The 25776-nt window shown below is 52.0% G+C and carries 26 protein-coding genes; 13 read left to right on the plus strand and 13 right to left on the minus strand.

Going from position 1 to position 25776, the window contains the following annotated elements; translation table 11 throughout:
* The first annotated feature begins 28 nt into the window (after window positions 1–28).
* Window positions 29–661, plus strand: a complete 633-nt coding sequence (locus H9Q13_RS06890; protein ID WP_191183027.1) for a hypothetical protein — start codon at window positions 29–31, stop codon at window positions 659–661.
* A 70-nt stretch (window positions 662–731) separates the two neighbouring features.
* On the opposite strand, the gene H9Q13_RS06895 is transcribed toward H9Q13_RS06890, so the two are convergent.
* On the minus strand, window positions 732–1238 hold the full coding sequence (locus tag H9Q13_RS06895; RefSeq protein ID WP_191183028.1) for a hypothetical protein: 507 nt from the start codon (window positions 1236–1238) through the stop codon (window positions 732–734).
* A 268-nt stretch (window positions 1239–1506) separates the two neighbouring features.
* Here H9Q13_RS06895 and H9Q13_RS06900 point away from each other — a divergent pair, with 268 nt between their 5' ends.
* From H9Q13_RS06900 to H9Q13_RS06930, 7 genes are all read left to right on the plus strand, one after another.
* Window positions 1507–2121 carry a deoxynucleoside kinase gene (locus H9Q13_RS06900; RefSeq protein WP_191183029.1) on the plus strand — a complete coding sequence of 205 codons (615 nt, stop codon included), beginning with the start codon at window positions 1507–1509 and terminating at the stop codon, window positions 2119–2121.
* Between the two features lie 397 nt (window positions 2122–2518).
* Window positions 2519–4483 (plus strand): DNA methyltransferase, encoded by a 1965-nt coding sequence (locus tag H9Q13_RS06905; protein ID WP_191183030.1) that lies wholly within the window; start codon window positions 2519–2521, stop codon window positions 4481–4483.
* Window positions 4449–4886: a hypothetical protein gene (locus H9Q13_RS06910; RefSeq protein ID WP_191183031.1), complete on the plus strand. Its 438-nt coding sequence runs from the start codon at window positions 4449–4451 to the stop codon at window positions 4884–4886. The genes H9Q13_RS06905 and H9Q13_RS06910 overlap by 35 nt, the downstream gene beginning before the upstream one ends.
* Complete coding sequence (locus tag H9Q13_RS06915; protein ID WP_191183032.1) at window positions 4883–6919, plus strand: DEAD/DEAH box helicase family protein; 2037 nt, start codon at window positions 4883–4885, stop codon at window positions 6917–6919. The genes H9Q13_RS06910 and H9Q13_RS06915 overlap by 4 nt, the downstream gene beginning before the upstream one ends.
* Before the next feature lie 59 nt (window positions 6920–6978).
* A complete protein-coding gene (locus H9Q13_RS06920; RefSeq protein WP_191183033.1) occupies window positions 6979–8646 on the plus strand; it encodes a dipeptidyl-peptidase 3 family protein in 1668 nt (555 codons plus the stop codon).
* A gap of 5 nt (window positions 8647–8651) precedes the next feature.
* The gene (locus H9Q13_RS06925; RefSeq protein ID WP_191183034.1) at window positions 8652–9164 is read left to right on the plus strand and encodes a hypothetical protein; all 513 of its coding nucleotides are present in this window, start codon (window positions 8652–8654) and stop codon (window positions 9162–9164) included.
* A 192-nt stretch (window positions 9165–9356) separates the two neighbouring features.
* On the plus strand, window positions 9357–9578 hold the full coding sequence (locus tag H9Q13_RS06930) for a hypothetical protein (RefSeq protein WP_191183035.1): 222 nt from the start codon (window positions 9357–9359) through the stop codon (window positions 9576–9578).
* Window positions 9579–9696: 118 nt separating this feature from the next.
* On the opposite strand, the gene H9Q13_RS06935 is transcribed toward H9Q13_RS06930, so the two are convergent.
* From H9Q13_RS06935 to H9Q13_RS06950, 4 genes are read right to left on the minus strand one after another with little or no spacing between them, the layout of a single operon-like run.
* On the minus strand, window positions 9697–10836 hold the full coding sequence (locus H9Q13_RS06935) for an NAD(P)/FAD-dependent oxidoreductase (protein WP_191183036.1): 1140 nt from the start codon (window positions 10834–10836) through the stop codon (window positions 9697–9699).
* A gap of 2 nt (window positions 10837–10838) precedes the next feature.
* A complete protein-coding gene (locus H9Q13_RS06940; protein ID WP_191183037.1) occupies window positions 10839–11093 on the minus strand; it encodes a hypothetical protein in 255 nt (84 codons plus the stop codon).
* Window positions 11090–11743, minus strand: coding sequence for an alpha/beta hydrolase (locus tag H9Q13_RS06945; RefSeq protein WP_191183038.1), 654 nt, complete (start codon window positions 11741–11743; stop codon window positions 11090–11092). Before H9Q13_RS06945 ends, H9Q13_RS06940 begins: the two co-directional genes overlap by 4 nt.
* Window positions 11744–11767: 24 nt before the next feature.
* The gene (locus tag H9Q13_RS06950; protein ID WP_191183039.1) at window positions 11768–13255 is read right to left on the minus strand and encodes an APC family permease; all 1488 of its coding nucleotides are present in this window, start codon (window positions 13253–13255) and stop codon (window positions 11768–11770) included.
* A gap of 368 nt (window positions 13256–13623) precedes the next feature.
* Between H9Q13_RS06950 and H9Q13_RS06955 the strand changes: the two genes are divergently transcribed.
* On the plus strand, window positions 13624–13821 hold the full coding sequence (locus H9Q13_RS06955) for a hypothetical protein (protein ID WP_191183040.1): 198 nt from the start codon (window positions 13624–13626) through the stop codon (window positions 13819–13821).
* Between the two features lie 2 nt (window positions 13822–13823).
* Here the strand turns inward: H9Q13_RS06955 and H9Q13_RS06960 are convergent, their stop codons facing one another.
* From H9Q13_RS06960 to H9Q13_RS06975, 4 genes are all read right to left on the minus strand, one after another.
* Entirely contained in the window at window positions 13824–14288 is a 465-nt protein-coding gene (locus tag H9Q13_RS06960; RefSeq protein ID WP_224744129.1) for a hypothetical protein, read from the minus strand.
* Between the two features lie 123 nt (window positions 14289–14411).
* Window positions 14412–14771 (minus strand): Rieske (2Fe-2S) protein, encoded by a 360-nt coding sequence (locus tag H9Q13_RS06965; RefSeq protein ID WP_191183041.1) that lies wholly within the window; start codon window positions 14769–14771, stop codon window positions 14412–14414.
* Window positions 14772–14776: 5 nt separating this feature from the next.
* Window positions 14777–15148, minus strand: a complete 372-nt coding sequence (locus H9Q13_RS06970) for a DUF3221 domain-containing protein (RefSeq protein ID WP_191183042.1) — start codon at window positions 15146–15148, stop codon at window positions 14777–14779.
* A gap of 76 nt (window positions 15149–15224) precedes the next feature.
* Window positions 15225–15917 (minus strand): hypothetical protein, encoded by a 693-nt coding sequence (locus H9Q13_RS06975; protein WP_191183043.1) that lies wholly within the window; start codon window positions 15915–15917, stop codon window positions 15225–15227.
* Window positions 15918–16362: 445 nt separating this feature from the next.
* On the opposite strand from H9Q13_RS06975, the gene H9Q13_RS06980 reads away from it, so the two are divergent.
* The 3 genes from H9Q13_RS06980 (at window position 16363) to H9Q13_RS06990 (ending at window position 20846) form a co-directional block, all read left to right on the plus strand.
* Complete coding sequence (locus H9Q13_RS06980) at window positions 16363–18900, plus strand: PIG-L family deacetylase (RefSeq protein WP_191183044.1); 2538 nt, start codon at window positions 16363–16365, stop codon at window positions 18898–18900.
* 99 nt (window positions 18901–18999) lie between these two features.
* Entirely contained in the window at window positions 19000–19143 is a 144-nt protein-coding gene (locus tag H9Q13_RS06985) for a hypothetical protein (RefSeq protein WP_191183045.1), read from the plus strand.
* Window positions 19140–20846 (plus strand): sodium:solute symporter, encoded by a 1707-nt coding sequence (locus H9Q13_RS06990; protein ID WP_191183046.1) that lies wholly within the window; start codon window positions 19140–19142, stop codon window positions 20844–20846. The genes H9Q13_RS06985 and H9Q13_RS06990 overlap by 4 nt, the downstream gene beginning before the upstream one ends.
* A 12-nt stretch (window positions 20847–20858) precedes the next feature.
* On the opposite strand, the gene H9Q13_RS06995 is transcribed toward H9Q13_RS06990, so the two are convergent.
* The 4 genes from H9Q13_RS06995 to H9Q13_RS07010 form a co-directional block, all read right to left on the minus strand.
* Entirely contained in the window at window positions 20859–21797 is a 939-nt protein-coding gene (locus H9Q13_RS06995) for a class I SAM-dependent methyltransferase (RefSeq protein ID WP_224744130.1), read from the minus strand.
* A gap of 205 nt (window positions 21798–22002) precedes the next feature.
* Window positions 22003–22884 (minus strand): DUF2911 domain-containing protein, encoded by an 882-nt coding sequence (locus H9Q13_RS07000; protein WP_191183047.1) that lies wholly within the window; start codon window positions 22882–22884, stop codon window positions 22003–22005.
* Between the two features lie 101 nt (window positions 22885–22985).
* Window positions 22986–23513 carry a hypothetical protein gene (locus H9Q13_RS07005; protein ID WP_191183048.1) on the minus strand — a complete coding sequence of 176 codons (528 nt, stop codon included), beginning with the start codon at window positions 23511–23513 and terminating at the stop codon, window positions 22986–22988.
* A gap of 204 nt (window positions 23514–23717) precedes the next feature.
* Window positions 23718–25520, minus strand: coding sequence for an ABC transporter ATP-binding protein (locus H9Q13_RS07010; protein WP_191183049.1), 1803 nt, complete (start codon window positions 25518–25520; stop codon window positions 23718–23720).
* A gap of 41 nt (window positions 25521–25561) precedes the next feature.
* Here H9Q13_RS07010 and H9Q13_RS07015 point away from each other — a divergent pair, with 41 nt between their 5' ends.
* Window positions 25562–25735, plus strand: coding sequence for a hypothetical protein (locus H9Q13_RS07015; protein WP_191183050.1), 174 nt, complete (start codon window positions 25562–25564; stop codon window positions 25733–25735).
* Window positions 25736–25776: the final 41 nt, after the last annotated feature.

Here is a 25776-nt window from a genome sequence, read left to right on the forward strand (position 1 = left end):
ATTCCGCCACAACACTTACAAACCAACCATGAAGAAAATAATCAAGAACGCGTTTGCACTACTACTGCTTGTACTGGCTTTTGGGGCGCAGGCGCAATCCCAATCGAAGCTGGAGCAGGACTTGCAGGACCTGCGCACCTGGATGAGCCGAAAAGCCAGCCAGGGCGACAGCATAACACGGGCTGAATGGCCAACGATCAAGCAGGAGTTCAGGGCACGCACGCAAAGTCTGGAGCAGGGCACCGGCAAAATGACTGAGCAGTCGAAGCAGGAGTATAGCGAGCTCAAAACCCGTTACCGCCAGTGGGAAACCGACAATGAAGAGCGCTACGGCCAGCCGCTGAACCGGGAAACAGCCTCGGACTGGGAGCGCAAACTGGCGGGCACCCGAAACATTGATAAGCTGAAGTCCAGCCAAATACGAGAAACCTATACCCGGTTTATGGAGAACGTGCGTGGGCTGCGCCATGATTGGAGTTTGCGGGACTGGGACTATGCCGAACATGTATACCTGCTGCTCAACGACCGCAAGCAACAGGTGCTGGACCAAATGAGCAACAGCGACAAAATGAAAGTAGCCGCCTTACAGGTTGAGTTTAATACGTTGCGCAAAAGCCGCGACGCCAAAGACTTGTATAACAGTATGCGGGAGCAGCGTTAATCTATACCTGTGCAAACCAGGGCGGTATCTGTAGCTTATGTGCACAGGTACCGCCGTGGCTTTTTAACTCCTACTGCTTTCTGAAAACCATGGCACCGCCCATTGTTAGCGGCCTTAAGGACAGTGTGTTCGCCGTCAGGCCATTTACCTCATAGCAAGTTCTGTCTTTGGTCTCCATGTTCTCTAGCTGGAGATAACTTGTGTGAGCATCGACAGTTACATCTTGGTCACACTGCGGCGATGTGTTGGATAAGGTATAGGTATCCGTTTCTAATAAGTCATCCTGGTAATACTGATAGCAGATGCCTTCGGCTGTGAAAATCAGTTTCCAGTTGTTGTCTTCTTCCGACCTCCAAGTGCCTGCCACGGTAAGGGCAGGATTGGTGTCCTGGCCAGATAGTGCGGGTCGGGTCGAATTTTTGGCGGCTTGCTGCGTAGTATCGGCCTTTGCCAAATCGGCAGTTATCAATTGGCTTTCTGTTGCTTCTGGCGTAGCAGTGCTGTCGGTGTCTTGTTGACCGTTGCAGGCTATCAGAATCGGGCTTAGGAGTAGTGCCAAAATGTACAAAACCTTCATGGTGCTTCTAAATTAATCACCCCAAGATAGAAGATATTCTGCCACCGGACTTAAAGGACATGAACATTTTAATTGCTCTCGGTTTTTGTTTGAATTGTGAGCTGGTGTTGATAGGTAAGTATTTGACTTGTAGGTATATGTATTTGTATTAGAGGGATTGTGGTAGATTGTGTATAACCTCGTGGGTAAGTTTACATACCGCACGGTCGGCGGGCACGAAAAAAATGCCTTAATTTGCAGCCGGTTTTTCATTCATTATACCATTACCATGCACATTGCAATCGTCGGCAACATTGGCGCCGGCAAAACCACCCTGGCCACCAAACTGTCGCAACATTTTAAGTGGGAGCTATACCTGGAGGCAGTAGAGAACAATCCCTACCTCAAGGATTTTTACGAGGACATGGAGCGCTGGGCCTTTCACCTGCAGGTGTTCTTCCTGAACAGCCGTTTTGGGCAGGTACAGCAGATTCAGTCTAAAGACGGGCATGTGATTCAGGATCGCACAATCTACGAGGATGCCTTCATCTTCGCTAAGAACCTGCACCAGTCCGGGCTGATGACGACCCGCGATTATGAAAACTATTTCGCCCTGTTCCAGTCGATGATCAGCATGGTGAAAGCACCGGATCTGATGATCTACCTGAAGGCCGACCTGCCGAAACTGATCGGCCAGATCGAAAAGCGCAACCGCGACTACGAAAATAACATCAGCATCAACTACCTGCGTAACCTCAACGAGCACTACAACAGCTGGATGAGCACCTACGACCAGGGCAAACTGCTCGTGATCGATGTGAACAACATGGACTTTGTGGCTAACCCGGAGGATTTGGGAAGCATTATAGAGCGCATTAACAGCGAATTGTTCGGCTTGTTCTAAGACACGCTATACCTAAAATAAAAAGCCGTTGCCGTCTGCAGAAGCAGTGGCAGCGGCTTTTTATTTTAGGTGATTAGGTATAATTTAGGAACGTGGCGAGTAGTCAGTATATGGCGCGAGCGTCTACGCTCGCGCCTTGTCCCATATCGTTTTCAGTTTCGGCTCTTTAAGGTCGAATCGTAGTATGATTATTTCCTTGAGGGGATTATAGGGGTGTAAAATTTTGGCAGCACAACTCAGCAGGTATAGACACCCCTGTGGTCCCCTCAAGAGGACAGTTTCAACAAATTAAGGCCTACTCCCTAAAATTATGGGACAGGATAAGGCGTCCACGCTCTGTGCTAGAAAGATGAGATAGTGGAATAGTTCAGCAGGTATAGATATAGATCAGGATAACATGAGTGAGACAACGCAGAAGCAAACCAAAACCCAGAATCTGTTGCAGGAGCTGACAGATGTCTTGCAGCAGGACGAGCGTTTGGTGGCAGCGGGCAGACTGCTGAAGAACAAAGTAGTGGAACTGGCGTTGCAGCTAGACGCTTCGCTGTTGCGCCTGCTTTTATCGCACGCAGGTATACGGCGGCAGTTTTTTCAGGAAGTGGACGGCCTGCTGGTATTCGATAAGATTAAGTTTCAGCAGTTTGTGAATAGCCGCTCTTTCCTGCCGGACAGCTATACCTCCTTTAAAAATAAACTGGGACTTCACGCAAATGGGGAAAACCTGGCATCCTCGCAGGAGGTGGTGCTGGCCTGGCCCTATAAAGACTGCGTGCTGGAAGGCAACCAGACCAAGGAGAACCGCAGCCAGAAAGAAGTGTTCTGGAATGCTACCGTGGCGCCGGACGAAATAGACCGGTTACTGGCCCCAAAAGTGCTGACCAATTTTACCCGGTATACCGCTAAGGGAAAAAAGCCTGTCGGTGAGCTAGCTTCACCGGATAACCTGATCATCAGGGGTAACAACCTGCTGGCGCTGCATAGTTTGCGGCCAGTTTATGCCGGCAAGGTCAAGCTTATTTACATCGACCCCCCCTACAATACCGGAAACGACAGCTTTAAATATAACGACACCTTCAACCACTCCACCTGGCTCACTTTCATGAAAAACCGGCTGGAGGTGGCTAAAGAGCTACTGCGACCGGATGGTTGTATCCTGCTGCAGATCGACAACAACGAGGAGAGTTACCTGAAAGTGCTGTGCGACGAGGTGTTCGGGCGGGAGAACTACCGCAATTCCATCATTGTCAAAAAAGGCACCAAGAGCCTGCAACTGCAGTTCGACCAGATTCAGAAACTCAACGCCGGCTTCGATACCATCCTGCTTTACTCCAAACGGGCAGAGGTGAAACTGCCCAACCTGTTCAAGGAGCTGAAAGGGGCGACGGCCAGTGCCTGGAACAACCATTGGCGCGGCACCGACCGGCCCACCATGCGCTACGAGTTGCTAGGTATAGCACCCGAAACAGGCCAGTGGCGCTGGGAACGCAACCGTTCTGAGCGGGCTGTAGCGAACTTTCAGAAGTTAAGCGACTACATCCGCCTGCTCGAAGGGGAAAAAACTGATATTACCGACGACCTCATCGATACTTACTACCCGCTATACCTGAGCGAACACGACATTAACGATACCGGCGATTTTGAACTTATCCGGCTCAGCAAGACAGGCAAGCCAGAGCATTACATTCCGCCACGCCTGCAGGTACTGCTCTCCGAGAACTGGATGGACCTGAGTGTGGCAGGGCGCATCACCAAGTTTGAGCACGAGAAGAACGAGGAGATCCTGCGCCGGGCAATTGAATGGCTGACAGCAGAGGGCGATCTGGTACTGGATTTTTTCCTGGGAAGCGGCTCTACGGCAGCGGTGGCGCACAAACTAAAGCGACAGTACATCGGTATCGAGCAAATGCACTACGGGCAACTGGACGCCACCAACCGCCTGCAGGACGTGATCAAAGGCGATAAAAAAGGGATATCGCCGGAAGTGGGCTGGAAAGGAGGCGGCAGTTTTGTGTATGCCGAACTGGCCAAACTCAACCAGCAGTGGGTGGAGCGGATTGAAGCAGCGCGGGATACAGCACTGGATAGTTTGCTGGAAGAGCTGAGAAGGAACCCTTTTCTGCATTATTCAGTAGATGCAGAATTGTTAACGTCTCATGCAGAAGAGTTTAGCCAATTGCAGCCGCAAGTGAAGCGGCAGGTGCTGTACTCGCTGCTGGATAGCAACCAGCTGTATATCAATCTCACTGAAATGAATGACGCAGACTTTGGGGTGAAAGAGGAAGACAGGCAGCTGAACGAAACGTTCTATCAACAAAAAACAGCTGCCTATGCCGAACAGCAAACCCCTGGGGCACGACGATGAAAGTGGATTTGCCTTTGTGAAAGAGTTGCTGCAGGGAGAGCCTACCTGCGCCATCAACTTCGACAGGTTGCAGTTGCACCCCGAAAAAGGCTACATCATTTTTGAGTTTCTGCTCTGCGACCAGAAACAAGCCAAAGTAACGCCCCATACCTCACACCCCAGCAAGTACTGGCACAAAAACCGCCAGAAGTTCATCAGTCTGTACCGCGTTGCCAAAGACCTGAAAGCCACGCTATACCTGGTGAACTACAGCAAGCCCGGTACGCCGAACGAGGATAAGATCAAGGTGATCCGGGTGGATGAGTTGTCCTCGAAAGGTATAGCCAAAGAAACAGTTTGGGAAACCAGCCGGGGGGCTTTCGCCTGGTGGTTCCGCAAAATTAACAGAGAGTGTTGTCAATGAAACAACCCTTACACCAGCAATTAGACGAGATAGGAGCAAGGCAGAACGCCGGTTTTTACAAAGACCAGGTACCAGCCACTTTATACCAAAACCTGCGATACAGCGCACGGCCTTACCAACAAGAAGCACTAGGGCGGTTTGCCTGGATTCTGCATGAATTTCCGGAGAAGTCACAGCCTATGCAGCTACTGTTTCACATGGCAACGGGCAGCGGCAAAACGCTGGTGATGGCCGGGCTGCTGCTATACCTGTACGAGCGGGGCTACCGCAACTTCCTGTTCTTTGTGAACAGCTCCAACATCATCGAAAAAACCCGCGAGAATTTCCTGAACCGGGCTTCGTCTAAATACCTTTTTGCCGACAGTATTTCCCTGGCAGGAAAAAGGGTGCGAATCAGGGAGGTAGAGAACTTTCAGGAAGCCAGCCCAGAGGACATCAACATCGTTTTTTCGACCATACAGGGACTGCACAGCCGGTTGAACACCCCACGCGAGAACAGCCTGACCTTCGATGACTTTGAGGAACAAAAGCTGGTACTGCTGTCCGACGAAGCGCACCACATCAACGCTGAGACTAAGAAAGGCAGCGAACTGAATGCGGAGGAAAAAGAGGAGGCGATTTCCTGGGAAGGCACGGTCAATCGTATTTTCCAGGCACACCCCGACAACCTGCTGCTGGAGTTTACGGCAACGGCCGATCTGGCGCACCCCGAGATTGCCCGCAAGTACAGCCAGAAACTGCTTTTTGACTATCCACTCCGGCAATTCCGAAAAGACGGCTACTCCAAAGAAGTAAAAGTGCTGCAGGCTGACCTGCCTGCCTTCGAAAGGGCTTTGCAAGCCGTGGTGCTGAGCCAGTACCGGCGCAAGCTGTTCGAGAGGTATAGGAAGCCCATCAAGCCGGTGCTGCTCTTCAAATCCAAGACCATCAAGGACAGCCATGCCTTCTTCGGTGAGTTTGTGCAAGGTATAAAGTCGCTGAAGAAGGGACGGTTGGAGCAGTTAAAACGAAATGCGGCCCAGCAGGCAGGCGATCAGCAACTGCTGTTCGGAGATGACGGCAGCCATACCCTGTATCAGGCTTTCCGGTACTTCGAGCAGGAAGGAATCCTGCTGGAAAACCTGCTGGCAGAGCTGCAGGACGATTTTTCTGAGGATAAATTAATCTCAGTGAATAGTAAAGAGGAGAGTGAGCAGAAGCAACTGGCCATCAATTCGCTGGAAGACGAACAGAACGCCTACCGGGCCGTCTTCGCGGTGGATAAACTCAATGAAGGCTGGGACGTGCTCAACCTTTTCGATATAGTGCGCCTTTACGACACCCGCGATGCTAAAAATGGCAAGCCGGGGAAAACCACCATGTCGGAGGCGCAACTGATCGGCCGCGGGGCCCGCTACTGTCCGTTCCGCTTGGAAGCGAGTCAGCCGCTGGACAAGCGCAAGTTTGACGAAAAGCCCACGCATGAACTCCGGGTATGTGAGGAGCTTTACTACCACAGCGCCTACAACCCGCGCTATGTGCAGGAGCTGCATGTGGCTTTGGAAGAGATCGGGATGACGCCAGAGGAGGGAGAAAAGCGTAACGTTTCGGGAGCCAGAGGCACAGTAAGCAAAGTGCAACGGCATAGGCGAGAGGATCTGACCGGGCTGCCGAGGACTATATTGGAACATGTATATGAAGTGCGTTTTCATACCGGCTATACCCAGTCCAGCCCAGTTTTTGGCACGTCAGCGGTACCGATTGCAAAAGCGGAATCCAGGCTTTACCTGCTGCCGGAGCTAGGGCAGCACGTGATCCGGAAGGCGATGAGCAGACTGCCTTTCTATCAGTTTGACTCGCTGCAAAAAAAACTGCCATCCCTGCGCTCAGTTTCCGAGTTTATCGCTTCCGAAGCCTACTTGGGCGGTGTGCAGCTAAAGGCGACAGGACGGCCGGAGCAACTGCAGCAATTGACGCAGGAGGAGAAGCTATACCTGGCGCAACAGGTGCTGGAAGGTATAGCCAAGGCAATGGCAAAGGAGCAGCTTAGCTAAGATCTTGGCAAAATTTCTTATCTTCCATTCTGAAAAAATAAAACTAAACCCTTACCAATATGAAATCACGCCACCTGATACTGGCCGCTTCCGTGGCCGCCATGACAGCTGCCTGCACCGGTAGCACCACCAACGAAGCGCAAAACGCCGAGACTGTGCAAACTGACGCTACGGCTATCGACCTGCAGCAAAAGCTGGGGATGTATACTTCTGTCCGCCTGACGGCTGACATGAGCGGCCTGAGCGAAAAAGAGCGCCAGATGATCCCGTTGCTGATCGAGGCGGGTGACATTATGGACAAGTTGTTCTGGTACGAGGCCTACGGTAAAAGAGACTCACTGCTGAACGCCCTGACAGACGATGCCGCCAAGCAGTTCGTGAAAATCAACTATGGCCCCTGGGACCGCCTGAACAACAATGAGCCATTTATACCGGGCGTTGGCCCGAAGCCGGACGCGGCTAACTTCTATCCGCATGACATGACCAAGGAGGAGTTTGAGAAATCATCTCTGAAAGACAAAGCCAGCCAGTATACCTTCCTGCGTCGCGATGCCAATGGCCAGTTGATCACGGTGCCTTACCATGTGCAGTTCAAAGATGAAGTGAAGCGTGCTTCAGACCTGCTGCGCCAAGCAGCTGCTCTGGCCGAAGAGCCGGGCCTGAAGAAATACCTGACCCTGCGTGCCGATGCGCTGCTTACAGACAACTACCAGCCAAGCGACCTGGCCTGGATGGACATGAAGAACAACCGCATCGATGTGGTGATCGGTCCGATCGAAACCTACGAGGACAAACTGTTTGGCTACAAAGCGGCCCACGAAGCCTATGTGCTCATCAAGGACATGGACTGGAGCAAGCGCCTGGAGAAGTATGCGGCCTTCCTGCCGGAGCTGCAGCGCGGCCTTCCGGTGGCGGCTAACTACAAGAAAGAAACCCCGGGCACGGACTCTGACCTCAACGCCTACGACGTGGTATACTACGCGGGTGACTGCAACGCAGGCAGCAAGACCATCGCCATCAACCTTCCAAACGACGAGGAAGTGCAACTGAAGAAAGGAACGCGCCGACTGCAGCTCAAAAACGCCATGCGGGCCAAGTTCGACAAGATCATGCTGCCGATTGCGGATGAACTGATTGCAGACGATCAGAAAAAACACATCACTTTCGACGCCTTCTTCGCCAACACCATGTTCCACGAAGTAGCGCACGGTTTGGGTATAAAAAACACCATCAATGGCAAAGGCACGGTACGGGAAGCCCTGAAAGAACATGGCTCCGCCCTCGAAGAAGGCAAAGCCGATATCCTGGGACTGTACATGATCACGCAGCTGCACAAAAAGGGCGAAGTAAGCGGCAGCCTGGAGGACTACTACACTACCTTCATGGCGGGTATTTTCCGATCGGTGCGTTTCGGCGCGGCCAGTGCGCACGGCAAGGCCAATATGGTGCGCTTCAATTTCTTTAAAGAGAACGGCGCCTTCGAGCGTGATCCTCAAACGGGCAAGTACCGCGTAAACTATGTAAAAATGGGCCAGGCGATGGACAAGCTGTCGGAGCTAATCCTTACGCTACAGGGCAACGGCGACTATGCCGGTGTAGGCAAGTTGCTGAACGAGCAGGGGCAGATCAGCGCCGAACTGCAGGCTGACCTGGACCGCCTGAGCCAGAAGAACATACCAGTGGATGTGGTATTTGAGCAGGGAGTAAACGTACTTGGTCTGAAATAAGCAGCATGGAGACACTAAACTGGAAACAGAACGGGTGGACCGGCCGCAAATACTCGATCAGCGCCCCTAACGGGCCGATTGGCAAGCTGGATTTTAAAGGCTGGTCGAGCTACGATGCCGATTTCAGCTCCGAGCGCATAAACCTTACTTTCCGGAACAAAGGCTGGTTTCAGCAGGAAGTCACGATTCGGTTCAATGGGGAAGAGGTCGGAAACGCGGAAACGTCCGCTTTCGGCAAAACTTACATTAACCTGGTGTCGGGCGAAAGGTATAAGCTGGAATGCAAGACCTTTTCCAGCAGCAGGACCTTAGTGGATGAGCAGGGCAATCCGGTCGTGAGGTTCGATCAGGGTAGTTTCAGTGGAACAAAGGGCACGATTGCCCTCCATAGCGAAGTGCCGGAGCTAACCAAACTGCTGTTGGTAGCCACCGGACTTTACTTCAAGACGCTAGCCGACAGCCAGACAGCGGTTCTGATAGCCGTTTTTATGCCCATTTTTTTGCAGATGATCCGGTAACCGGTTGATAATTAACTTGAAAGGCTCAGCTGTTTGGCTGAGCCTTTTTTTATTTTAAATCTTGTAGCCGAAATTCTTTGATTTAGGACAAAGAGGGGCGATTGTGGAAAATTGCATTTAAATATAGACAACTTATTGGCAGGCCTGGGAGTAAGATAGTTTTCCAACTCACTTTAAATCAAATAATTACTTATGAAAAATCTTGTAAAATCCTTTTACGATTTTAACCGAGACAGTCCCCAGGAACGCCAGGAGCGCAATCAACTGTACCCCGAACTGGCTAAGTTCCACATTGCCCTTCGCGAGGAAATGAGCGAAGAAGAGTACCAGGCATTTTTTAAGGCCGAGAAAGAAGCCTTCAACCCCTTGATCATGACTAAAAATAACTCTACGAAACAATGGATAGGCGTGTAGTTCGTAGGAAGAACAGCAAATGAAAAAGGTAAACCCATATAAGGTTTACCTTTTTTGTTGATCAACTGGATCGATTAAAACTTTAAAATTTATGCCCGCATTTATACCTGACAGGGCATTATAATTTCTGAAGCACCAAATCAGCCCCTTCTTCACCTACCAGCGAACCGATAGCCACACCCATGCCGCCCATGCGCACGGCGCAGCACACATGCTCCGATACGGCTTGTACTAGCGTGGTTTTCTCAGGTCCTACACCCATGATACCGCTCCAACGCTGCGCTACTTCATAAGGGGTGTCCGGTAAAATGACTTCCTTCAGGAGTTCATCCAGCCTGTGCTGCACCAGTTCCGTTAGACCTAACTCGGTCGTTTCCTCTGTTTTGAAATCCAGGTTGCGGCCACCTCCGAACAGTACCCTGTCGCCGATGTTTCGGAAATAGTAATAGCCCTGATCGTAGTGGAAAGTGCCTTTGATGCGAAGACCAGGTATAGGTTTGGTGATAAGCACTTGTGCCCTTGCCGGCATTATCTGCAGTTGCGGGAGCAGTTGCCGGGCAAAGCCGTTAGTGGCTACCAAAGCGGCGCGGGCGGGTATGGCTATACCTTGGTTGGTGAGGGCGGTTATACCTTGGTTTTCCTCCTGCAGGCTTTCTACTTCGAGGCCGTGGAGCAACAGCACACCCATCGCCTGCACTTTTTGTGTCAAAGCCAGAATCATCTTGCCTGTGTCGATCTGGCCTTCGGCGGTGCTTTCGATGAGATGGGGCACATGCCGGAAACCAAAGTTACTTATTTTATGGTCAGCCAACCGGAACACGCTCTGCTCCCCGGTTACCTGTTGCAGCTGGCGATTCAGGTATGGCAACTGTTCCAGGCACTGTGCATAGAGCTCAGAATGGCGTTCCTCAAACAACTCATAGCCTCCCCAGCGGTGGAAGTCGATGGCTTCGTCACCCAGATTCTGGCGCAGGCGCTGCAAGCCTTTCCAGCGGCGCTCTACCAAGGCAAACACATCGGACTCGCTGTGATGGCTCAGGTCGTCAAGAAGCTCAGAAGGGCTCCCGAAGCAGGCGAACCCGGCATTGCGGGTGCTGGCGCCCGTAGGCAACAGGCCTCGTTCCGCCACCATGACTTTCAGGCTTGGCTGCCTGGTCTTCAGGTGCAGGGCCGCATTCAGGCCCACAATGCCGCTGCCCACAATGAGCACATCCACATCGCTGAACCAGGTTTCCTTTTCCCAGAAGCTGAGCTCCATCGCTAGTCGTCCTCGCGGGAATAAACGTGCTGGTAACCGCGGGCCGTGGCCTCGTCGATGATCTCAAAACCGGTCAGCATGATCTCCCGTTCGCCGCTGTTGTAGCCGCGCACAAAAACACCCTCCGGCGATTCGTAGATAGAATAGTTATGCCTTCCGAAAGGGTAGAGGTTGTTGCTCTTCAGGGTGGTGGCGTGCGTCAGGTCAGCCGTTCTGCCGTCTGGGGTCGTGATGATGAATTTCTTTTTATCTGTCATGTGTCGCAATCTTCTAAAATCTGATTCAAGATAGCACTTATCTCCGAAGCGTGGCTCAATACCATGAGGTGCCCCGCTCTTTTTATTTTGATGATACCCGGGTAGGTGCCCATGGGCAGTATGCGGTCAGCGGTGCCATGAATCATGACGGCATGCTCGTAATGGTCAGGTTGATGCCAGTTAAGCAACTGCCCCACGGCCCAGCGGAGGAAATGCGGGTCGGTTTCGAGAATCACCTGCTTGAGCAGGGCTTTCTCTGCTTTGGTTTTTGCGCCAAAAAGCAGCGGACCTACAAAATGAAACCGCTTGAGCAATGGCACAGGTATAATGCGGTGCAGTCGAAGAAAACCCATCAGCCGGTAATACCAGGGCAGGATCTTGCTGCTGGCGATGCTCGAGATCAGGATGGTCTTGCGTGGGTGCAGCAATCTGGCCAACTCAATGGCTACCACACCGCCAAACGACATCCCTACCAGCACCGGATTTGGCTCCGTGATCTGCTCGGCCAACCGCAGCGCATATTCGTGCAAAGGCTCCTCGTCCCTGGGCTGAATCCAGCGCACGTATACCTTGTTTCGGCAATTGATGTGCAGAAACTGAAACATGCGCTCATCTGCGCCCAAACCGCTGATAAAATAAACTGTGCTCATATAGGAGTTAAACTTCCGATGGCTTTACATACCCGACTCTTCCCGGAACTTGCTGCCAAAGAAATAGAAAACCGGTATACCCAGCGCCACGATGATAAGACCTGGCCAGGTATAGGCTGGTTTGTACAGGAGCAGGATGATGCAAATTCCGGAAGCCAATATGACATAAAGCGCTGGCAATATGGGATAGCCAAAGGCTTTATAAGGACGTTTCAGGTCGGGACGTTTCACGCGCAGCACAAACACCCCGATGATCGTGAGGATATAAAAGAGCATGACGGCAAAGATCACGTAGTCCAGCAGGTCGTTGTAAGTGCCCGAGAGACAGAGCAGGCAGGCCCAGGCGCACTGCAGCCAAAGGGCTGCGGCCGGTACACCGTTTTTATTCAGGCTCCCCATCCTTCGGAAAAACAGGCCGTCCTTGGCAATGGCATAATATACCCTGGCCCCCGAAAGAATAGCTCCGTTGTTGCACCCGAAAGTTGAGATCATGATCAGGATGGCGATGCCTATTGTAGCCGGATAGCCGCCAATTACCTCGGCCACTGCGGTCGCCACACGGTCGTTGGAGGCGTACTTTATGCCTTGTGCCATCACATCGGTGGCATTTGGGTCGCCGTGGAGGGGCAGTACCAGCAGGTATACCAGGTTGATGACAAGGTATAGGCCCATCACGATCGCGCTGCCGATCACCATACTAAGTACAATGGTTCGCTTGGGGTTCACGATCTCATCGCCAGAGAAGCCGATGTTGTTCCAGGAGTCAGCCGAGAACAGGGCGCCCACCATGGCAATGCCGATGGCGGTGATCAAGGCCATGCCTACGGGAGGGGCTTCGCTGCCACCAGCGGCGGCGGCTGAGGAACCCCAAAAATCAGAGAAGTTGGCCTGCACGGCGGTATCGTTGATGCCGAAAAGCAGGCCGAAGATAATCAGGCCGAACAGGGCGATGAGTTTGGTGCTGCCAAAGATATTCTGGATCAGCTTGCCGCTCTTCACGCCCCGTGAGTTGATGTAGGTCAGGAACACAATGCTCAGAATAGCCAGCAGCTGCACCGAGGTGAACCGGAAGCTAAAGATGGAAAGCAGGACGTTATCCTCCCCGAACCAAGGTATAAGCACCCCTGTGAATCGGGCAAAAGCTACGGCCACGGCCGCAATCACACCGGTTTGGATAACCAGGAAGAGCGTCCAGCCATACAGGAAGGCCACCATTTTGTTGTAGGCCTCTTTCAGGTATACATACTGCCCGCCCACCTTCGGGAACATAGAGGACAGCTCTCCGTAACTGATGGCCCCTACCATAGTCAGGAAGCCCGAGAGCACCCACACCAGCAACATGTTGCCCGGCGAAACCACAGCCCGCGAGATATCGGCGGTCACAATGAATATACCTGAGCCGATCATGCCGCCCGTTACAATCATGATGGCGTCAAAAAGCGTGATCTCTCGCTTGAATCCGGAGTCAGTCTGCGGCTCGTTCACCTCCCGCACTTCTTCTATTTCCTGCATATTGTTCAACTAAATGAGTACTGGCACTGACCGCTGGCTTGGTTTCAAAAAACGATGGCACTGTTTTAACCAACCCAACCGGCAGCGGAGGGCAAAGTTAAATCTATTTTCTGCTTTAAAGGCAATGTGATACCAATAAGCAGGCTAATCATTCATAGTGGTATGCATACATAACTATACCTGGTTTATATAGGTTTTTTTCGGAAAATAAGGAGGGCCATTCATCCGGTATATGGGGCAGTTCACGGACAAAAGACGGTAGTTGGTATAATAGGATAGTAGTAGTCGAAACAGTACCTTGCAATACAAAGTACTATATAATAACTTTGTCACAGTAATCAATTGTAAAACAACTAATTCTTAAAGCCATGAAAGTATTATTCGTAATCGCCGCCACCGTATCTTGTTTTGGTCTTGCTCTTAAAAACGACACAAAAGCCCCGGTTTCAGAGGTTCCCGCCTCCAATCCCGTAGTCTTGAGTGAGGTAGAAGAGCCCGTAATGCATGTGCTGCTCGACACCGTCGTGATCACTGCCGTTGCCCCCCATGCAGTTGCAGCCAAATAGCGCTAAGCCCTGGCAGCCTGCATGCCGGCAGCGCCGGTATGGTCTTGACTGGCTAACCAGCGCTCGGCTGCTTGACGCTCCTGAAAGTTGCTCATGCAAAACTTAGGGGATATACGCTCCTGCAGCTCCCGTGCGGCAAGCCTGCTGAACATGTTCTGTGAATAAACGTGGGCCATGTAGCGAAGGCCGGCCGCCATAACCTTGGGTAGCCACTCAAACTGGAGCCAGTCGTTGGCTTCGTCCCAATCGCCGGTGATAGCCGACTTGTCGTTGAGTAGTTTGGGGCAGCCAGTTCGACGAACCAATTCCAAATAGGCTAGTGCAGCGCTCACCACGTCGTCGGCCGTAATATGGCCCGACCAGAGGGCTTCGATGTAATCCTCCTTTTGCTGTATCGTGACGTATACATCGCCCATCATGTGCCGAAGCTGAATTGGTTTCTCGATATGGATGGTTTTGGATGCCATACTGCCTGAACACGGTTGGTTGCAAAAGGCAATGTAAGCAATTTGCCCACTTTTTAACAAGCCAAAGGCCTTATTTTAGCCAGCAACCAGTTTTCAAGGGTGAAGAATGGCCAACGCTTCGGATTAAGCCGCTGGCTGCAGGACGCCCACATAAACCCCATCCTCCCTGATTTCCACCTTGTGAAGCACCGCCTTCCGGGTGCGGAACTCGCACTCCCGGCCATCGGTCAGGCTGAACCGGTAACTGTGCCAGGGGCAAATCACCTCATTCAAGAAATTGGTAGTGCCTTTGCTAAGCGAATAGCCGAGATGAGGGCAGGCGTCGTCGAGGGCAAAGAATCCGGCAGCCGTGTGGGCGAAGCAGATGCTGCGGCCCTCCAGGACCAACAGCTTCAGTTTGCGTGGGGGCACCTGTTCTTTGGCGGCGGCGGCGCTCTCAAACACCTTATGCCAGGTATAGCTTTCTCCCTGATCCGCTGCCATACCCCCTAGTTGCTTACCCTGATAGCCGAGGCGTGCGCCTGCACCGGAAAAGTTTCCATCACCGGGGTGTCAAACCAGGCTTCCACCATCTGCCCTTCCCGGAGCTGATCCAGTGGGATGATACTGCCGTCCAGGCTTTCGATGTAGGTTGAGCCGTCAATGCGCAGGCTGGCTCTGGCGTGGTTGGTCTCTACGCCTTCTATCGATTCGACCAGCACCTCCGCTACGCCGGCTTTTTTCTTGGAGTTGGTTTTTTTGAGGCTGGTGATGTAGCCGTGCACGTCAGGCAGTGTATTCGGGATCTGGTGTGTATCCTGCGCCTGGCAGGCAGACAATAGAAGGGCTAAAATTGGCAGTAGGCTAAAATATCTTTTCATGGTGTTGGTTCGTGTAAGAAAACCTGGTTGGTGCAGGCGGTTAGACACGATCTTTTACGCAGGCTGGGCTATGGTGTTAAGCTACCCGCATGAACTGGTCTGTCAGCGTTTTGCGAATAGCTGCCTCAGCGACATAGTATGATAGGAAATCGTCCCGACGGCACTTTACGGCACGAGGCTCCTGGTGCAAAGTAATGCGGGCCCTTTTGCCGATGGTGATCAGGCCAATGCCACGGCGTTCGCAAAGCGCGGATAATTTCTCTGCCAGGGAGTTATGGCGCCAGCTCAGGCTGCTCACCTCAATGCAGAGCCATTGCTCGTCAGCCGGAAAGTCCTTCAACTCATCCACCGACTTCAGCATCTGCCGCTGCAAGCGCCGTTTCTCCAGTGCGGAATGCACCACAAAACCTGCAACAGCCACAAAAAGCGGCATCACCCAAAGTATCAGCCAAAGGTTGAGGTAATAGCCTATGCCTGCCGTAGCGGCCAGCAGCAGCACGGAGGTCACGAAGCGGGAGTGGCCAAGGCCTTTTCTTTTGTAATGACTAAGGAGGGCGGCCAGTTTGCCGGATTGCCTGGTGCTGAGCGAGGCGGCAAAAAAGGTGTTGTCTTCGCTTCTGTAGGCAAAAAGACCATCTACCCATGCTCCTTTGCGGGTTTGCTCGAGCCTATTGATCAACAGACCTGAATTTTTCTTGCGCTTGGCGTAATATGAACCAAGATAATCAAACGCATGATCATCCATCGTGTTTTCCCCTTGGCCTGGCATGTGTGTAAGTGTTTTTGGTGGCACGTAGTACTATAAATCTAAAACAGGTCAGTGTTTCTGTAATCATAGTTGATGGCCGAATAGTAATCACTTATCTGACCAAGGTCGGGTATATTTCAAAAATTTCTAAATCGTTTACAAATATATTAGTTAGGAAATATTATCCTAAGTAATTTGATTATTTTTTTATCCTTTGTGTTTATATCAATATTGAATTGGGCAAGAGCTTGCTTCTCAGATTACAACTGATAAATAGGTATAAGGTATAGCATGTCAGTTTGGCCATGGTTAAGTGCAACTGGCGAAAAAATATAGCTGTTTGTCGATATTAGATAACTTTCTGTCCGAGCCTGTGCTGGACGGCTGTTATCACTCATCCAAATTTCATAGCTTTACAAAATGGAGCGCCATACCTTGGGGCATTTAATATCCGATACCTTACGACATGAAGAACAACCGCTCGCTGATACTAACGTTTCTGTTTATTTTTTGGATTGGGCAGTGCTCCCTTTTGGCGCAGGCTCCTGCCAAGCCAGGTGCCGCAGAGCTGCTGCAGGACCTGAAAAAACTGCAGGTGCTGGGCACGGCACTCTACGTGGCCGCCCATCCCGATGATGAAAACACGCGCTTTATTGCCTACCTGGCCAACGAGAAGCTTTACAATACGGGCTACCTGTCGGTGACGCGGGGCGATGGCGGCCAAAACCTGATCGGTCCGGAGATTCGCGAGGGACTGGGGATTATACGGACGCAGGAGCTACTGCAGGCGCGCCGAATGGATGGCGGCAAGCAGTTTTTTACCCGTGCCAACGACTTCGGCTTTTCCAAAAATCCGGAAGAGACCTTCGCCACCTGGGGCAAGGAGCAGGTCTTGCGCGACGTGGTATGGGCCATCCGCAAGTTTCGTCCCGATGTCATTATCACCCGGTTCTCACCAAAACCTTCCGAAACACACGGTCACCACACGGCCTCCGCCATGCTGGCTAACGAGGCTTTTGAGGCGGCCGCCGATCCGAAGCGTTTCCCGGAGCAACTCAAGTATGTGGAGGTATGGCAGGCAAAAAGGGTGCTGTGGAATACGGGTATATGGTCTTTCCGCAGCCAGAAAGAGTTTGAAGACCATGGCGCTCAATTGCTGAAGGTAGATGTGGGCGGGTATAACCCCCTGCTAGGTAAATCTTACCCGGAGATTGCTGCCCTGAGCCGTAGTATGCACAAAAGCCAGGGCTTCGGCGCCAGTGGTTCACGTGGCACAGCCATTGAGTACCTGGAACACACCAAAGGCGAACGGGCCAAAAAGGAATTATTCGAAGGTATAAATACGACTTGGAGCCGCGTGAAAGGCAGCGAAAAAGTAGCTGGCTTGCTGCAGCAGGCGGTGGCGGAATTCAAACCACAGAACCCGGCGGCCATTGTGCCCACATTGCTGGCCGCCCGCCGCGAACTGGCCAAGCTACCCGATAGCCATTGGAAGAAAATAAAGACAGAGGAAATCGAAAAAGTCGTGAAGCATAGCCTCGGGCTATACCTGGAAGCGGTTGCCTCAGATTTTGCCGTGACACCAGGGGAGCAACTTACCCTGCAGCTAGAGGCGATCAACCGCTCGGCTATACCTGTGCAATTGCAGCGCATTCGCCACAGCTTCGCCAAAAAAGACAGCACCCTTAGCCTGACACTCGCCGAAAACCAGCCGCACCGTATACCTGCCAAACTACAGGTGCCGGCCATAGCGCCGATCTCGCAACCGTACTGGCTGCGAAAGGAAGGCACACTGGGCCTGTTCCAAGTGGCTGATCCGCTGGAAATCGGTTTGCCCGAGAATGAGCCGGCTGCCAGTGTGCAATTCGATTTGCTGATCAGCGGCGAGCCGTTTAGCTATACCATGCCCGTGGTTTATAAGCGCACCGATCCGGTAGAAGGAGAACAGTACAGGCCATTGGCCATCACCCCGCCGGTTTTTGTGAACATCGCCGAAAAAGTCCTCATGTTTGCCTCACAGGAGCCAAAACCGGTGCATGTGCTGGTGAAATCCGGCAAAGCCAACATGAAAGGAAAGGTTAGCCTCGAACTGCCCAAAGGCTGGCGCACGGAGCCGGCACAGGCATCATTTGACCTGAATCAAAACGGAGAGGAGCAACTGCTGCGCTTCCTGGTGCACCCACCACGCGGACAGCAGGAGGTGGAGCTAAAAGCGGTGGCTACGGTAGATGGCCAGGCCTATACCCGCGGACTTAACGTGATCCAGTACAGCCACATCCCGACACAGACCACTTTCCCGGAGGCGGTGGCCAAAGCCGTGCGCCTCGACCTGAAGCGCAATGGTGAGAAAGTCGCTTACCTGATGGGCGCCGGAGACGACATACCCTCTAGTCTGCAGCAGATCGGTTACCAGGTCACGCTGCTGAAAGATGAGGACATCACAGCGCAGAACCTACAGCGTTTCGACGCGATTATTCTGGGAGTAAGGGCTTACAACACAGTGGAGCGTATGCGCTTTTATCAGCCTCACCTGATGGACTATGTGCAAAACGGTGGTACCCTGATCGTGCAATACAATACGGGGCACAGCCTGCAGATCCCCAACATTGCTCCTTATCCATTGAAGATATCGAGCCAGCGTGTGACGGTAGAGGATGCCGAAGTGCGTTTTCTAAAGCCGAACCATCAGGTGTTAAATGCGCCAAACAAGATCACCAAAAAAGACTTTGAAGGCTGGGTACAGGAGCGCGGGCTTTACTTCCCGAATGAATGGGGCAACGAGTTTGAGGCGATCCTTTCCAGCAATGATCCCAATGAGCCGGCCCGTGACGGTGGTTTGCTGATTGCCAGGTATGGCAAAGGGCACTTTGTGTATACTGGCTACTCTTGGTTCAGGCAGCTGCCGGCAGGCGTGCCGGGTGCCTACCGCATTTTTACGAATATGATCTCGCTGGGTAGCAAAACAGGGGCACAGGGCAATAGCGATGAAAGTGCTGTGAAGTAGGTTATCGCATAGCATACAGTCACACACGTGCATGACAAAACAACTCGTGACAGAGGGCAAAAAAAGTTAATAAGTAAGTCCTTCGTCAAAAGCTAAAACATGAAAGAAACCGACGCAAACAAACCCGCAGGAATTGACAAGCCGCCTTTCTTTAAGTCCTGGAAAGGGATGTATTGGCTGGTGCTGGGCAACCTGGCTTTCCTGATCACACTCTTTTACATCATCACCAAAATTTACGCATGAGACTATTAGACTGGGTTGTGTTGCTGGGCACATTGGGCTTCATTGTGAGCTATGGCGTCTGGAAAACCCGCGGCAGCAAAGACATTGAGGGCTACCTAAGAGGCGACAATAGTATGAAATGGTGGACCATCGGCCTATCCATTATGGCGACGCAAGCCAGCGCCATTACCTTTTTGTCCACGCCGGGGCAGGCCTATGAGGACGGTATGCGTTTTGTGCAGTTCTACTTCGGCCTTCCGATCGCCATGGTCATCATTTCGGTCACGGTCATCCCGATCTTCTACCGACTCAAGGTATACACGGCCTATGAATACCTCGAAAGCCGCTTCGACCTTAAAACCCGTTCCCTGGCTGCTTTTCTCTTTTTGGTGCAGCGCGGACTGGCGGCAGGCATCACCATCTATGCCCCGGCCATTATCCTGTCTACCATCCTGGGCTGGAATCTGACGGCAACTAACCTGTTCATCGGGGTACTGGTAATCATCTATACCGTATCGGGGGGGACCAAGGCGGTGAGCGTAACGCAGAAGCAGCAGATGGCCGTGATGATGGGTGGTATGCTGGTGGCGGGTTTTATGGTAGTGCGCTACCTGCCCGATAACGTGTCTTTTGGTGATGCCGTGGCAGTGGCTGGTAAGATGGGTAAAATGAACGTGGTGGACTTTTCCTTCGACTGGAACGACCGGTATAATTTCTGGTCGGGTATGACGGGTGGTTTGTTTCTGGCACTTTCCTACTTCGGTACCGATCAAAGCCAGGTAGCCCGTTACCTGGGTGGGCGTTCGGTAGGCGAGAGCCGCCTGGGGCTGCTTTTCAACGGCCTGCTCAAGATTCCGATGCAGTTTCTCATCCTCTTCATTGGGGTGATGGTATTTGTGTTCTACCAGTTCAACCAGCCACCGCTCTTCTTTAATGAGGCCGCCAAAACCAAGGTATACGCCACTGAGTTTGCCCCCGAAATGGAGGCGCTGGAGTCGCAGCACACGGCGCTTTTCAATCAGAAACAGGAAGCAGTGCAGGGGTTGGTGTCAGCTTTACGAACGGAAGATGAAGCGGCTATTTCGGCGGCACAGTCGAAGGTGCAAGGTATAACCGATGCGTCCAAAGAGCTGAGAACAGAGGTGAAATCCCTCATCGCCAAGGCTACCCCTGACGCCGAGACCAAAGACACAGACTACGTGTTTATCTCTTTCGTGATGAAGTACCTGCCCGCCGGGTTAGTGGGCTTGCTGCTGGCGGTTATCTTTTCGGCGGCCATGTCCTCTACGGCTTCTGAACTCAATGCCCTGGCATCCACTTCGGTGATCGATATTTATCGAAGGTCTGTGAAACCGGATGCTTCGAATATGCATTATGTGAAAGCCTCCAAAACGTTCACGGCGATCTGGGGAGGTATAGCCATCATCTTTGCCACCTATGCCTCCCTGCTCGATAACCTGATCCAGGCTGTAAACATCATCGGCTCCATCTTCTACGGCACTATTTTAGGCATTTTCCTGGTGGCTTTCTATTTCAAGTATATCAAGGGCAATGCCGTTTTCTTTGCGGCGCTTATAGCCGAGGCGATCGTGCTGTACTGCCACTTCTACACCGATATTGCCTTCCTGTGGTTCAACGTGATCGGCTGTGTGGCGGTGATCGTCTTTGGTCTGCTCATTCAATTTGCGCTCAACCAAATGGATAAAGGGAAGCAAGCGGCTTAGGTAAGCACTTGCCTACCCCAGCTCCGAAGGTCTTGGTTTGCGACCGGCCACAATGTAGATGAGGCTGCCGCCAGCGGAGATGTACTCGCCATTGAGCAGGCGCTGCTTCAGGTTGAACTTGTTGTAGAGTAGCTTCTGCCAATAGGCGTCGAATTTATCTTTGTCGCCGCCGCCTGCCATAAAGTAGTTCAGGTTGTCCTGGTACTGGTAACCCATGGCCTCCGACTCGATCCAGTTGATCATCTGCTCCACGCGCAGCAGCGTTTCGTCGGAGTCGTATGGCGGAATAATGGAGAGGGCCTTGTCGGAGATCCATACCTTGGTATCGCGCAGACCGGCCTTCACAAACAGGTCGGGTACCACATCGCCCAGCGAGTTAAAGCCCTCGCCCAGGCGCTTCTTGCCTTTCTCGATGCGCAGCTTCACTTCCAACACCTCCAGCGTGCTTTCTACATCGAAATCGGTCTCGCCATACCGGTCGAACATGAGGTTCGGCACCAGGTTATTCGGCTCCAGTGCCACCACCCAGCCGCCGGGTTTCGTGATCCGGATCATTTCCTGAATCACACGCTGCGGGTCTTTTACGTGTATCAGCAGGGTCTGGCAAAGCGTGATGTCAGCCAAGTTGTCGGGCAAAGGTATATCCGAAGCGTTGCCCACCCTGAAATCGTAGTCGATCGGGTTGTGCAAATAGATGCTCTGCGCCTTCTGCTTGGCTTCATCAATGTATTCGGACTCGAAATCGACGCCGTACACTTTGGCGCCGGCTGGCAGGTATTTGGAGAACTTAAAACCCATCATGCCTTTGCCGCAGCCAATATCAACCAGCGACTGGCAATATTCCAGGTTAAGGCGCTGCGCCAGCAACTCCAGGTAGTCATCGTTCCACCAGTACTCGCGGGCCGGGCCCAGGTGGTCTTCTGAGTGCCGTTTATCTTCGTATTCTTCCAACAGGTATAGGTTTATCGGTTAAGTAAAAGGACATAGGTATTCAGACTTTATACACAAGACTTTGGAACTTAGGCTCCCGGCTTGGTAAGCTTTTGCAAAATTCAAGAGCCAAGGTACAGGTTCAATGAAATTTGTTTGAATACGAATGAAAAAGAAAGCCCCTGGCAGAGCAGAGGCTTTCTGTATTAAAATGAGCAGGTATAGCCTACTTCATTTTCTTCCATTCCGCTATGGCCTTTTCGTTCATACGCACATAGTCGTCATTGTTTTCCTTTTTGGCCATGGCCATTGACTGCTCGGCGGTTTTCACGGCGCCTTTGTAGTCTTTCATCTTGGCCTGGATCTTGGCTTGGGTGTGCAGGTACCAGAACTTAGGTTCGTTGGCGTTGGCTTTTTTGATCCACTCCAATGCCTGCTTCATGTCCTTGTCGTTGTCGTAGTAGTAGGTTGCAGCCGAAGCGTACAAACCGGCCGGCACGTCCTTGCCATTTACGACACGCTCCTGAATCTGGGCCATTACTTTGCTGTCCACATCCGACTCGATAGTGAAGCTGGCAATGGTCTTGTCCCACATGATCTCCAGGTCCGCAGCGTTTGGCTTCAGGTTGGCGAAGTTGATGGTGAAGCTCTCTACCGCTCTTGGGTTGGTCTGTGGCTTTACTGTGAAGCGGGCCTGATCTTCTTCCTGCTTGTACGCCTGTCCGCCATCACCCCAATGCTTGGTGTTTTTGTGAATCACGATCGTCCATTCGTTCTGGTTCGGGATGGTATAGAGCGCATATTCGCCGGCAGGGATCTTGTTGCCTTGTATGGTTACGTCCTCGCTGAATTTGATTTTGGTAGAGGCATTAGCGCCGGTGCGCCAAAGCTTGCCGTGAGGCACGATATCACCGCCGAACACAGAACGACCCTTTACAGAAGGGCGGGAGTACGTTACGGTCACTTCGCCGAGGCCTACTTTCTGGGTGACGGTCGAAATCGGGCTGGCAGCCGGCATGGCAATGCCTTGTTGCTGTGCCTGCACTGTTACCGCTGTTCCGCAAAGCAGGGCGGCCGAAAGCATAAGGCTGAATAATGATTTTCTCATGGTTTTATATTTAATATGATTGATAGATGATGCTATAAAATTACTGAAAAATATACAGTTAGCTTGTTTGATGATTAGTGCGGCCGGCTAATTTCGACAGACTAAAAGCTATGACCCACACTCAACCCAAAACGGGGTATAATCGCCGGACCGGGCGTTTTTTGGTTTATTTCCGTGGACAGGAAAGGCGTGAAGCCCACTCTGACCACAAGTCCACCGCTTGGATCTTGGTACCGGAAACCTATACGGCTAAAGTACATGTTTTGTAACAGATCGGGCTCATTTGTGAAGCGGCGGGTATAGCCCAAGCCGAACTCAAAGTGTTTCTGATAGCGCCCGATCATGCCCAATGCCTCTATCGGTATAACCGGGTATACGCCTGTTTCGTTTTCCAAAAAAAACAGATTGCTGCTAACGCCTACTCGAAATCCAGCCTTAAACATCACTTTCTGATACACCACACGATCATAGTTCAGAGAGTAAACATCTCCGTTGCCGCCGAGCTCTGCATAAAAGGCATTTTTGGCTGTAAAAGAGTCACGATAGTTTTGGGCAAAGGACGCAAATCTCGTGAGTAGAAGCGATACACAAAGGAAAACAGCTCGGGCGAAAGCGCAGGTTGGGTGCATAAAAGGCGTCAGGGCGTGTGTGGCAGGGGTTTCCGGTTTCTGCTATGCAAATTACTAATAAATCAGCATATACGGTTGTCGATTGTGATAGGTATTACCAACTCCGAAGGTCTTATAGGTATAGCCACTACCAGAAAGCCAATATAAACAAAGCCCTGCCAGCAATACTGACAGGGCCTATACCTTAGTTTCCAGTAACGTGGGTTAACTCATCTCAAACTGCAACCGGAGCAGGTTCGCGTAAATTCCGTCTTCGTTCATCGACAGCAGCTCATGTGAACCTTCCTCTATAATTTCACCGCCATCTATCACCAGGATTTTGTCAACCTTCCGGATCGTAGCCAGGCGGTGCGCGATCACAATGGTGGTTCTGTTCTTCATCAGCTCATCCATTGCCTGCTGCACCAAGTGCTCCGACTCGGAGTCCAGGGAGCTGGTCGCTTCGTCGAGCACCAGAATAGCCGGGTTCTTCAGAATGGCTCTGGCGATGGCTACCCGCTGGCGCTGACCACCGGAGAGCTTAATGCCGCGCTCGCCCACTAACGTGTCCAGTCCTTCGGGGAAGGTACTGATAAAGTCGTAGGCATTGGCTTTGCGGGCCGCCATAATGATCTCGTCTTCGGTTGCTTCCGGTCGACCATACGCGATGTTCTCGCGAATAGAACCCCCGAACAGCAGCACTTCCTGTGGCACGATACCCACATTGGCGCGAAGCTCAGTCAGGTTCATATCCCGGATGTCCTGCCCGTCTACCGTAATGCTGCCGTTGCTTACATCGTAGAAGCGAAGCAGCAGCTGCACGATTGTAGACTTGCCGGCACCACTCGGCCCAACAAGCGCTATCTTCTCGCCGGAACGGATGGTAAAGTTGATATCGCGCAGTACCTGGATATCGGGGCGGGTAGGGTAGGAGAAAGCCACCTGGTTGTAGCTGATGTCGCCGTGCACGCGCTTGATTTCGCTCAGCGGTCGCTGGCTCTTGTCGGTTGGTTCCTCCGACTCGGCCAGTATTTCCTGAATGCGTTCTGTCGCCCCGAGGGCTGACTGAATTTTGCCGTACAGGTCTCCCAAGCCTCCTACGGAAGCCCCGATAAACACGGTATACAGCACAAAGGAAACGAAGCTGTCGCGCTCGATCTCGCCGTTAGCCACCAGGGTCGCGCCATACCAGATCACCAGGATGATGCCACCAAATAAACCCACGATGATGAACGTGATGAAGGCACCCCGGTAGTTGGCCGTGGCAATGGCAGTGCGTACGGCCTTTGCCAATGTGGTGCGGTAGCGGGCTACCTCAAACATCTCGTTGGTGAAGGCCTTCACGGTATTAATGGCCTGGAGCGTTTCTTCCACGATCACGTTCGTGTTCGCCAGTTCGTCCTGCGTTTTCTTGGAGAGCTTCTTGATGCGGCGGCCGAAAATCATCGCCAGTATTACGAGCACCGGGAAGGTAGCCAGCATAAAGAGCGACAGCTTGATGGAGATCCACATGATAAGGGCTACGCCGACGATAAGGGTTGTTACCTGTCGGAATAGCTCGGCCAGTGTGATGGACATGGCATCCTGCACCTGTGCTACATCCGTGGTAATGCGGCTTGTAATTTCGCCTACGCGTCTTTTTTCGTAGAAGGAGATTGGCAACTGCACAAATTTGCTGTAAAGGTCGCGACGAATGTTGGCTACCGCGTTCTCGCTGACCTGGGCAAAAAAGTAAACCCTGAAAAAGGAGAAGATACCCTGAAACAAGATCACTGCCAGCAAGCCCAGGGCATACATGTTGATCATCTCGTTTTCGGCCTCATTGAAAAGCTTGCCCACCAGGTATGGGAAGATCATGAAGGTAAGGCTGGAGAGCACCAGAAAACCGAGGCCTATCAGGAACTTGAATTTGTAGGGTAGTACGTAGCTGAAAATCCTGATGCCGCGTCGAAAGCTCTCTTTGCTGATCTTCTTCCTGCCTTCTTGCTCCTGCGTGCTGTCGTCTTGCCCGAATCCGCGTTTTGCCATTAATGAAAAAATACTTAGTAGAATACGTTTAGCCGCCTGGCTTGGCAAAGCCTGTAGCGGCAATGGGGTTTCTGGAGGTACAACAGCCAAAGCTGCCGAATGATGCCATCGCCCCGAAAAATCTTACAAAGGTAAGTAAAGTAATGGATTTAGCCGTAAAGGGTGCTGTTTCTTTGTCAGGATCAGTTGAGGTGGATAGGTTACTTGTTGAATAGCTAAATTGCTGCTTGTTCTGGGCAGGGTCTGTATAGGCACG

This window comes from Pontibacter aquaedesilientis, from assembly GCF_014773225.1.
Lineage (GTDB): Bacteria > Bacteroidota > Bacteroidia > Cytophagales > Hymenobacteraceae > Pontibacter > Pontibacter aquaedesilientis.

Bases quoted from the DNA above. Each gene is read 5' to 3' on its own strand.
- H9Q13_RS06890 (WP_191183027.1), top strand. From the start codon at position 29: ATGAAGAAAATAATCAAGAACGCGTTTGCACTACTACTGCTTGTACTG.
- H9Q13_RS06895 (WP_191183028.1), bottom strand. From the start codon at position 1,238: ATGAAGGTTTTGTACATTTTGGCACTACTCCTAAGCCCGATTCTGATA.
- H9Q13_RS06900 (WP_191183029.1), top strand. From the start codon at position 1,507: ATGCACATTGCAATCGTCGGCAACATTGGCGCCGGCAAAACCACCCTG.
- H9Q13_RS06905 (WP_191183030.1), top strand. From the start codon at position 2,519: ATGAGTGAGACAACGCAGAAGCAAACCAAAACCCAGAATCTGTTGCAG.
- H9Q13_RS06910 (WP_191183031.1), top strand. From the start codon at position 4,449: ATGCCGAACAGCAAACCCCTGGGGCACGACGATGAAAGTGGATTTGCC.
- H9Q13_RS06915 (WP_191183032.1), top strand. From the start codon at position 4,883: ATGAAACAACCCTTACACCAGCAATTAGACGAGATAGGAGCAAGGCAG.
- H9Q13_RS06920 (WP_191183033.1), top strand. From the start codon at position 6,979: ATGAAATCACGCCACCTGATACTGGCCGCTTCCGTGGCCGCCATGACA.
- H9Q13_RS06925 (WP_191183034.1), top strand. From the start codon at position 8,652: ATGGAGACACTAAACTGGAAACAGAACGGGTGGACCGGCCGCAAATAC.
- H9Q13_RS06930 (WP_191183035.1), top strand. From the start codon at position 9,357: ATGAAAAATCTTGTAAAATCCTTTTACGATTTTAACCGAGACAGTCCC.
- H9Q13_RS06935 (WP_191183036.1), bottom strand. From the start codon at position 10,836: ATGGAGCTCAGCTTCTGGGAAAAGGAAACCTGGTTCAGCGATGTGGAT.
- H9Q13_RS06940 (WP_191183037.1), bottom strand. From the start codon at position 11,093: ATGACAGATAAAAAGAAATTCATCATCACGACCCCAGACGGCAGAACG.
- H9Q13_RS06945 (WP_191183038.1), bottom strand. From the start codon at position 11,743: ATGAGCACAGTTTATTTTATCAGCGGTTTGGGCGCAGATGAGCGCATG.
- H9Q13_RS06950 (WP_191183039.1), bottom strand. From the start codon at position 13,255: ATGCAGGAAATAGAAGAAGTGCGGGAGGTGAACGAGCCGCAGACTGAC.
- H9Q13_RS06955 (WP_191183040.1), top strand. From the start codon at position 13,624: ATGAAAGTATTATTCGTAATCGCCGCCACCGTATCTTGTTTTGGTCTT.
- H9Q13_RS06960 (WP_224744129.1), bottom strand. From the start codon at position 14,288: ATGGCATCCAAAACCATCCATATCGAGAAACCAATTCAGCTTCGGCAC.
- H9Q13_RS06965 (WP_191183041.1), bottom strand. From the start codon at position 14,771: ATGGCAGCGGATCAGGGAGAAAGCTATACCTGGCATAAGGTGTTTGAG.
- H9Q13_RS06970 (WP_191183042.1), bottom strand. From the start codon at position 15,148: ATGAAAAGATATTTTAGCCTACTGCCAATTTTAGCCCTTCTATTGTCT.
- H9Q13_RS06975 (WP_191183043.1), bottom strand. From the start codon at position 15,917: ATGCCAGGCCAAGGGGAAAACACGATGGATGATCATGCGTTTGATTAT.
- H9Q13_RS06980 (WP_191183044.1), top strand. From the start codon at position 16,363: ATGAAGAACAACCGCTCGCTGATACTAACGTTTCTGTTTATTTTTTGG.
- H9Q13_RS06985 (WP_191183045.1), top strand. From the start codon at position 19,000: ATGAAAGAAACCGACGCAAACAAACCCGCAGGAATTGACAAGCCGCCT.
- H9Q13_RS06990 (WP_191183046.1), top strand. From the start codon at position 19,140: ATGAGACTATTAGACTGGGTTGTGTTGCTGGGCACATTGGGCTTCATT.
- H9Q13_RS07000 (WP_191183047.1), bottom strand. From the start codon at position 22,884: ATGAGAAAATCATTATTCAGCCTTATGCTTTCGGCCGCCCTGCTTTGC.
- H9Q13_RS07005 (WP_191183048.1), bottom strand. From the start codon at position 23,513: ATGCACCCAACCTGCGCTTTCGCCCGAGCTGTTTTCCTTTGTGTATCG.
- H9Q13_RS07010 (WP_191183049.1), bottom strand. From the start codon at position 25,520: ATGGCAAAACGCGGATTCGGGCAAGACGACAGCACGCAGGAGCAAGAA.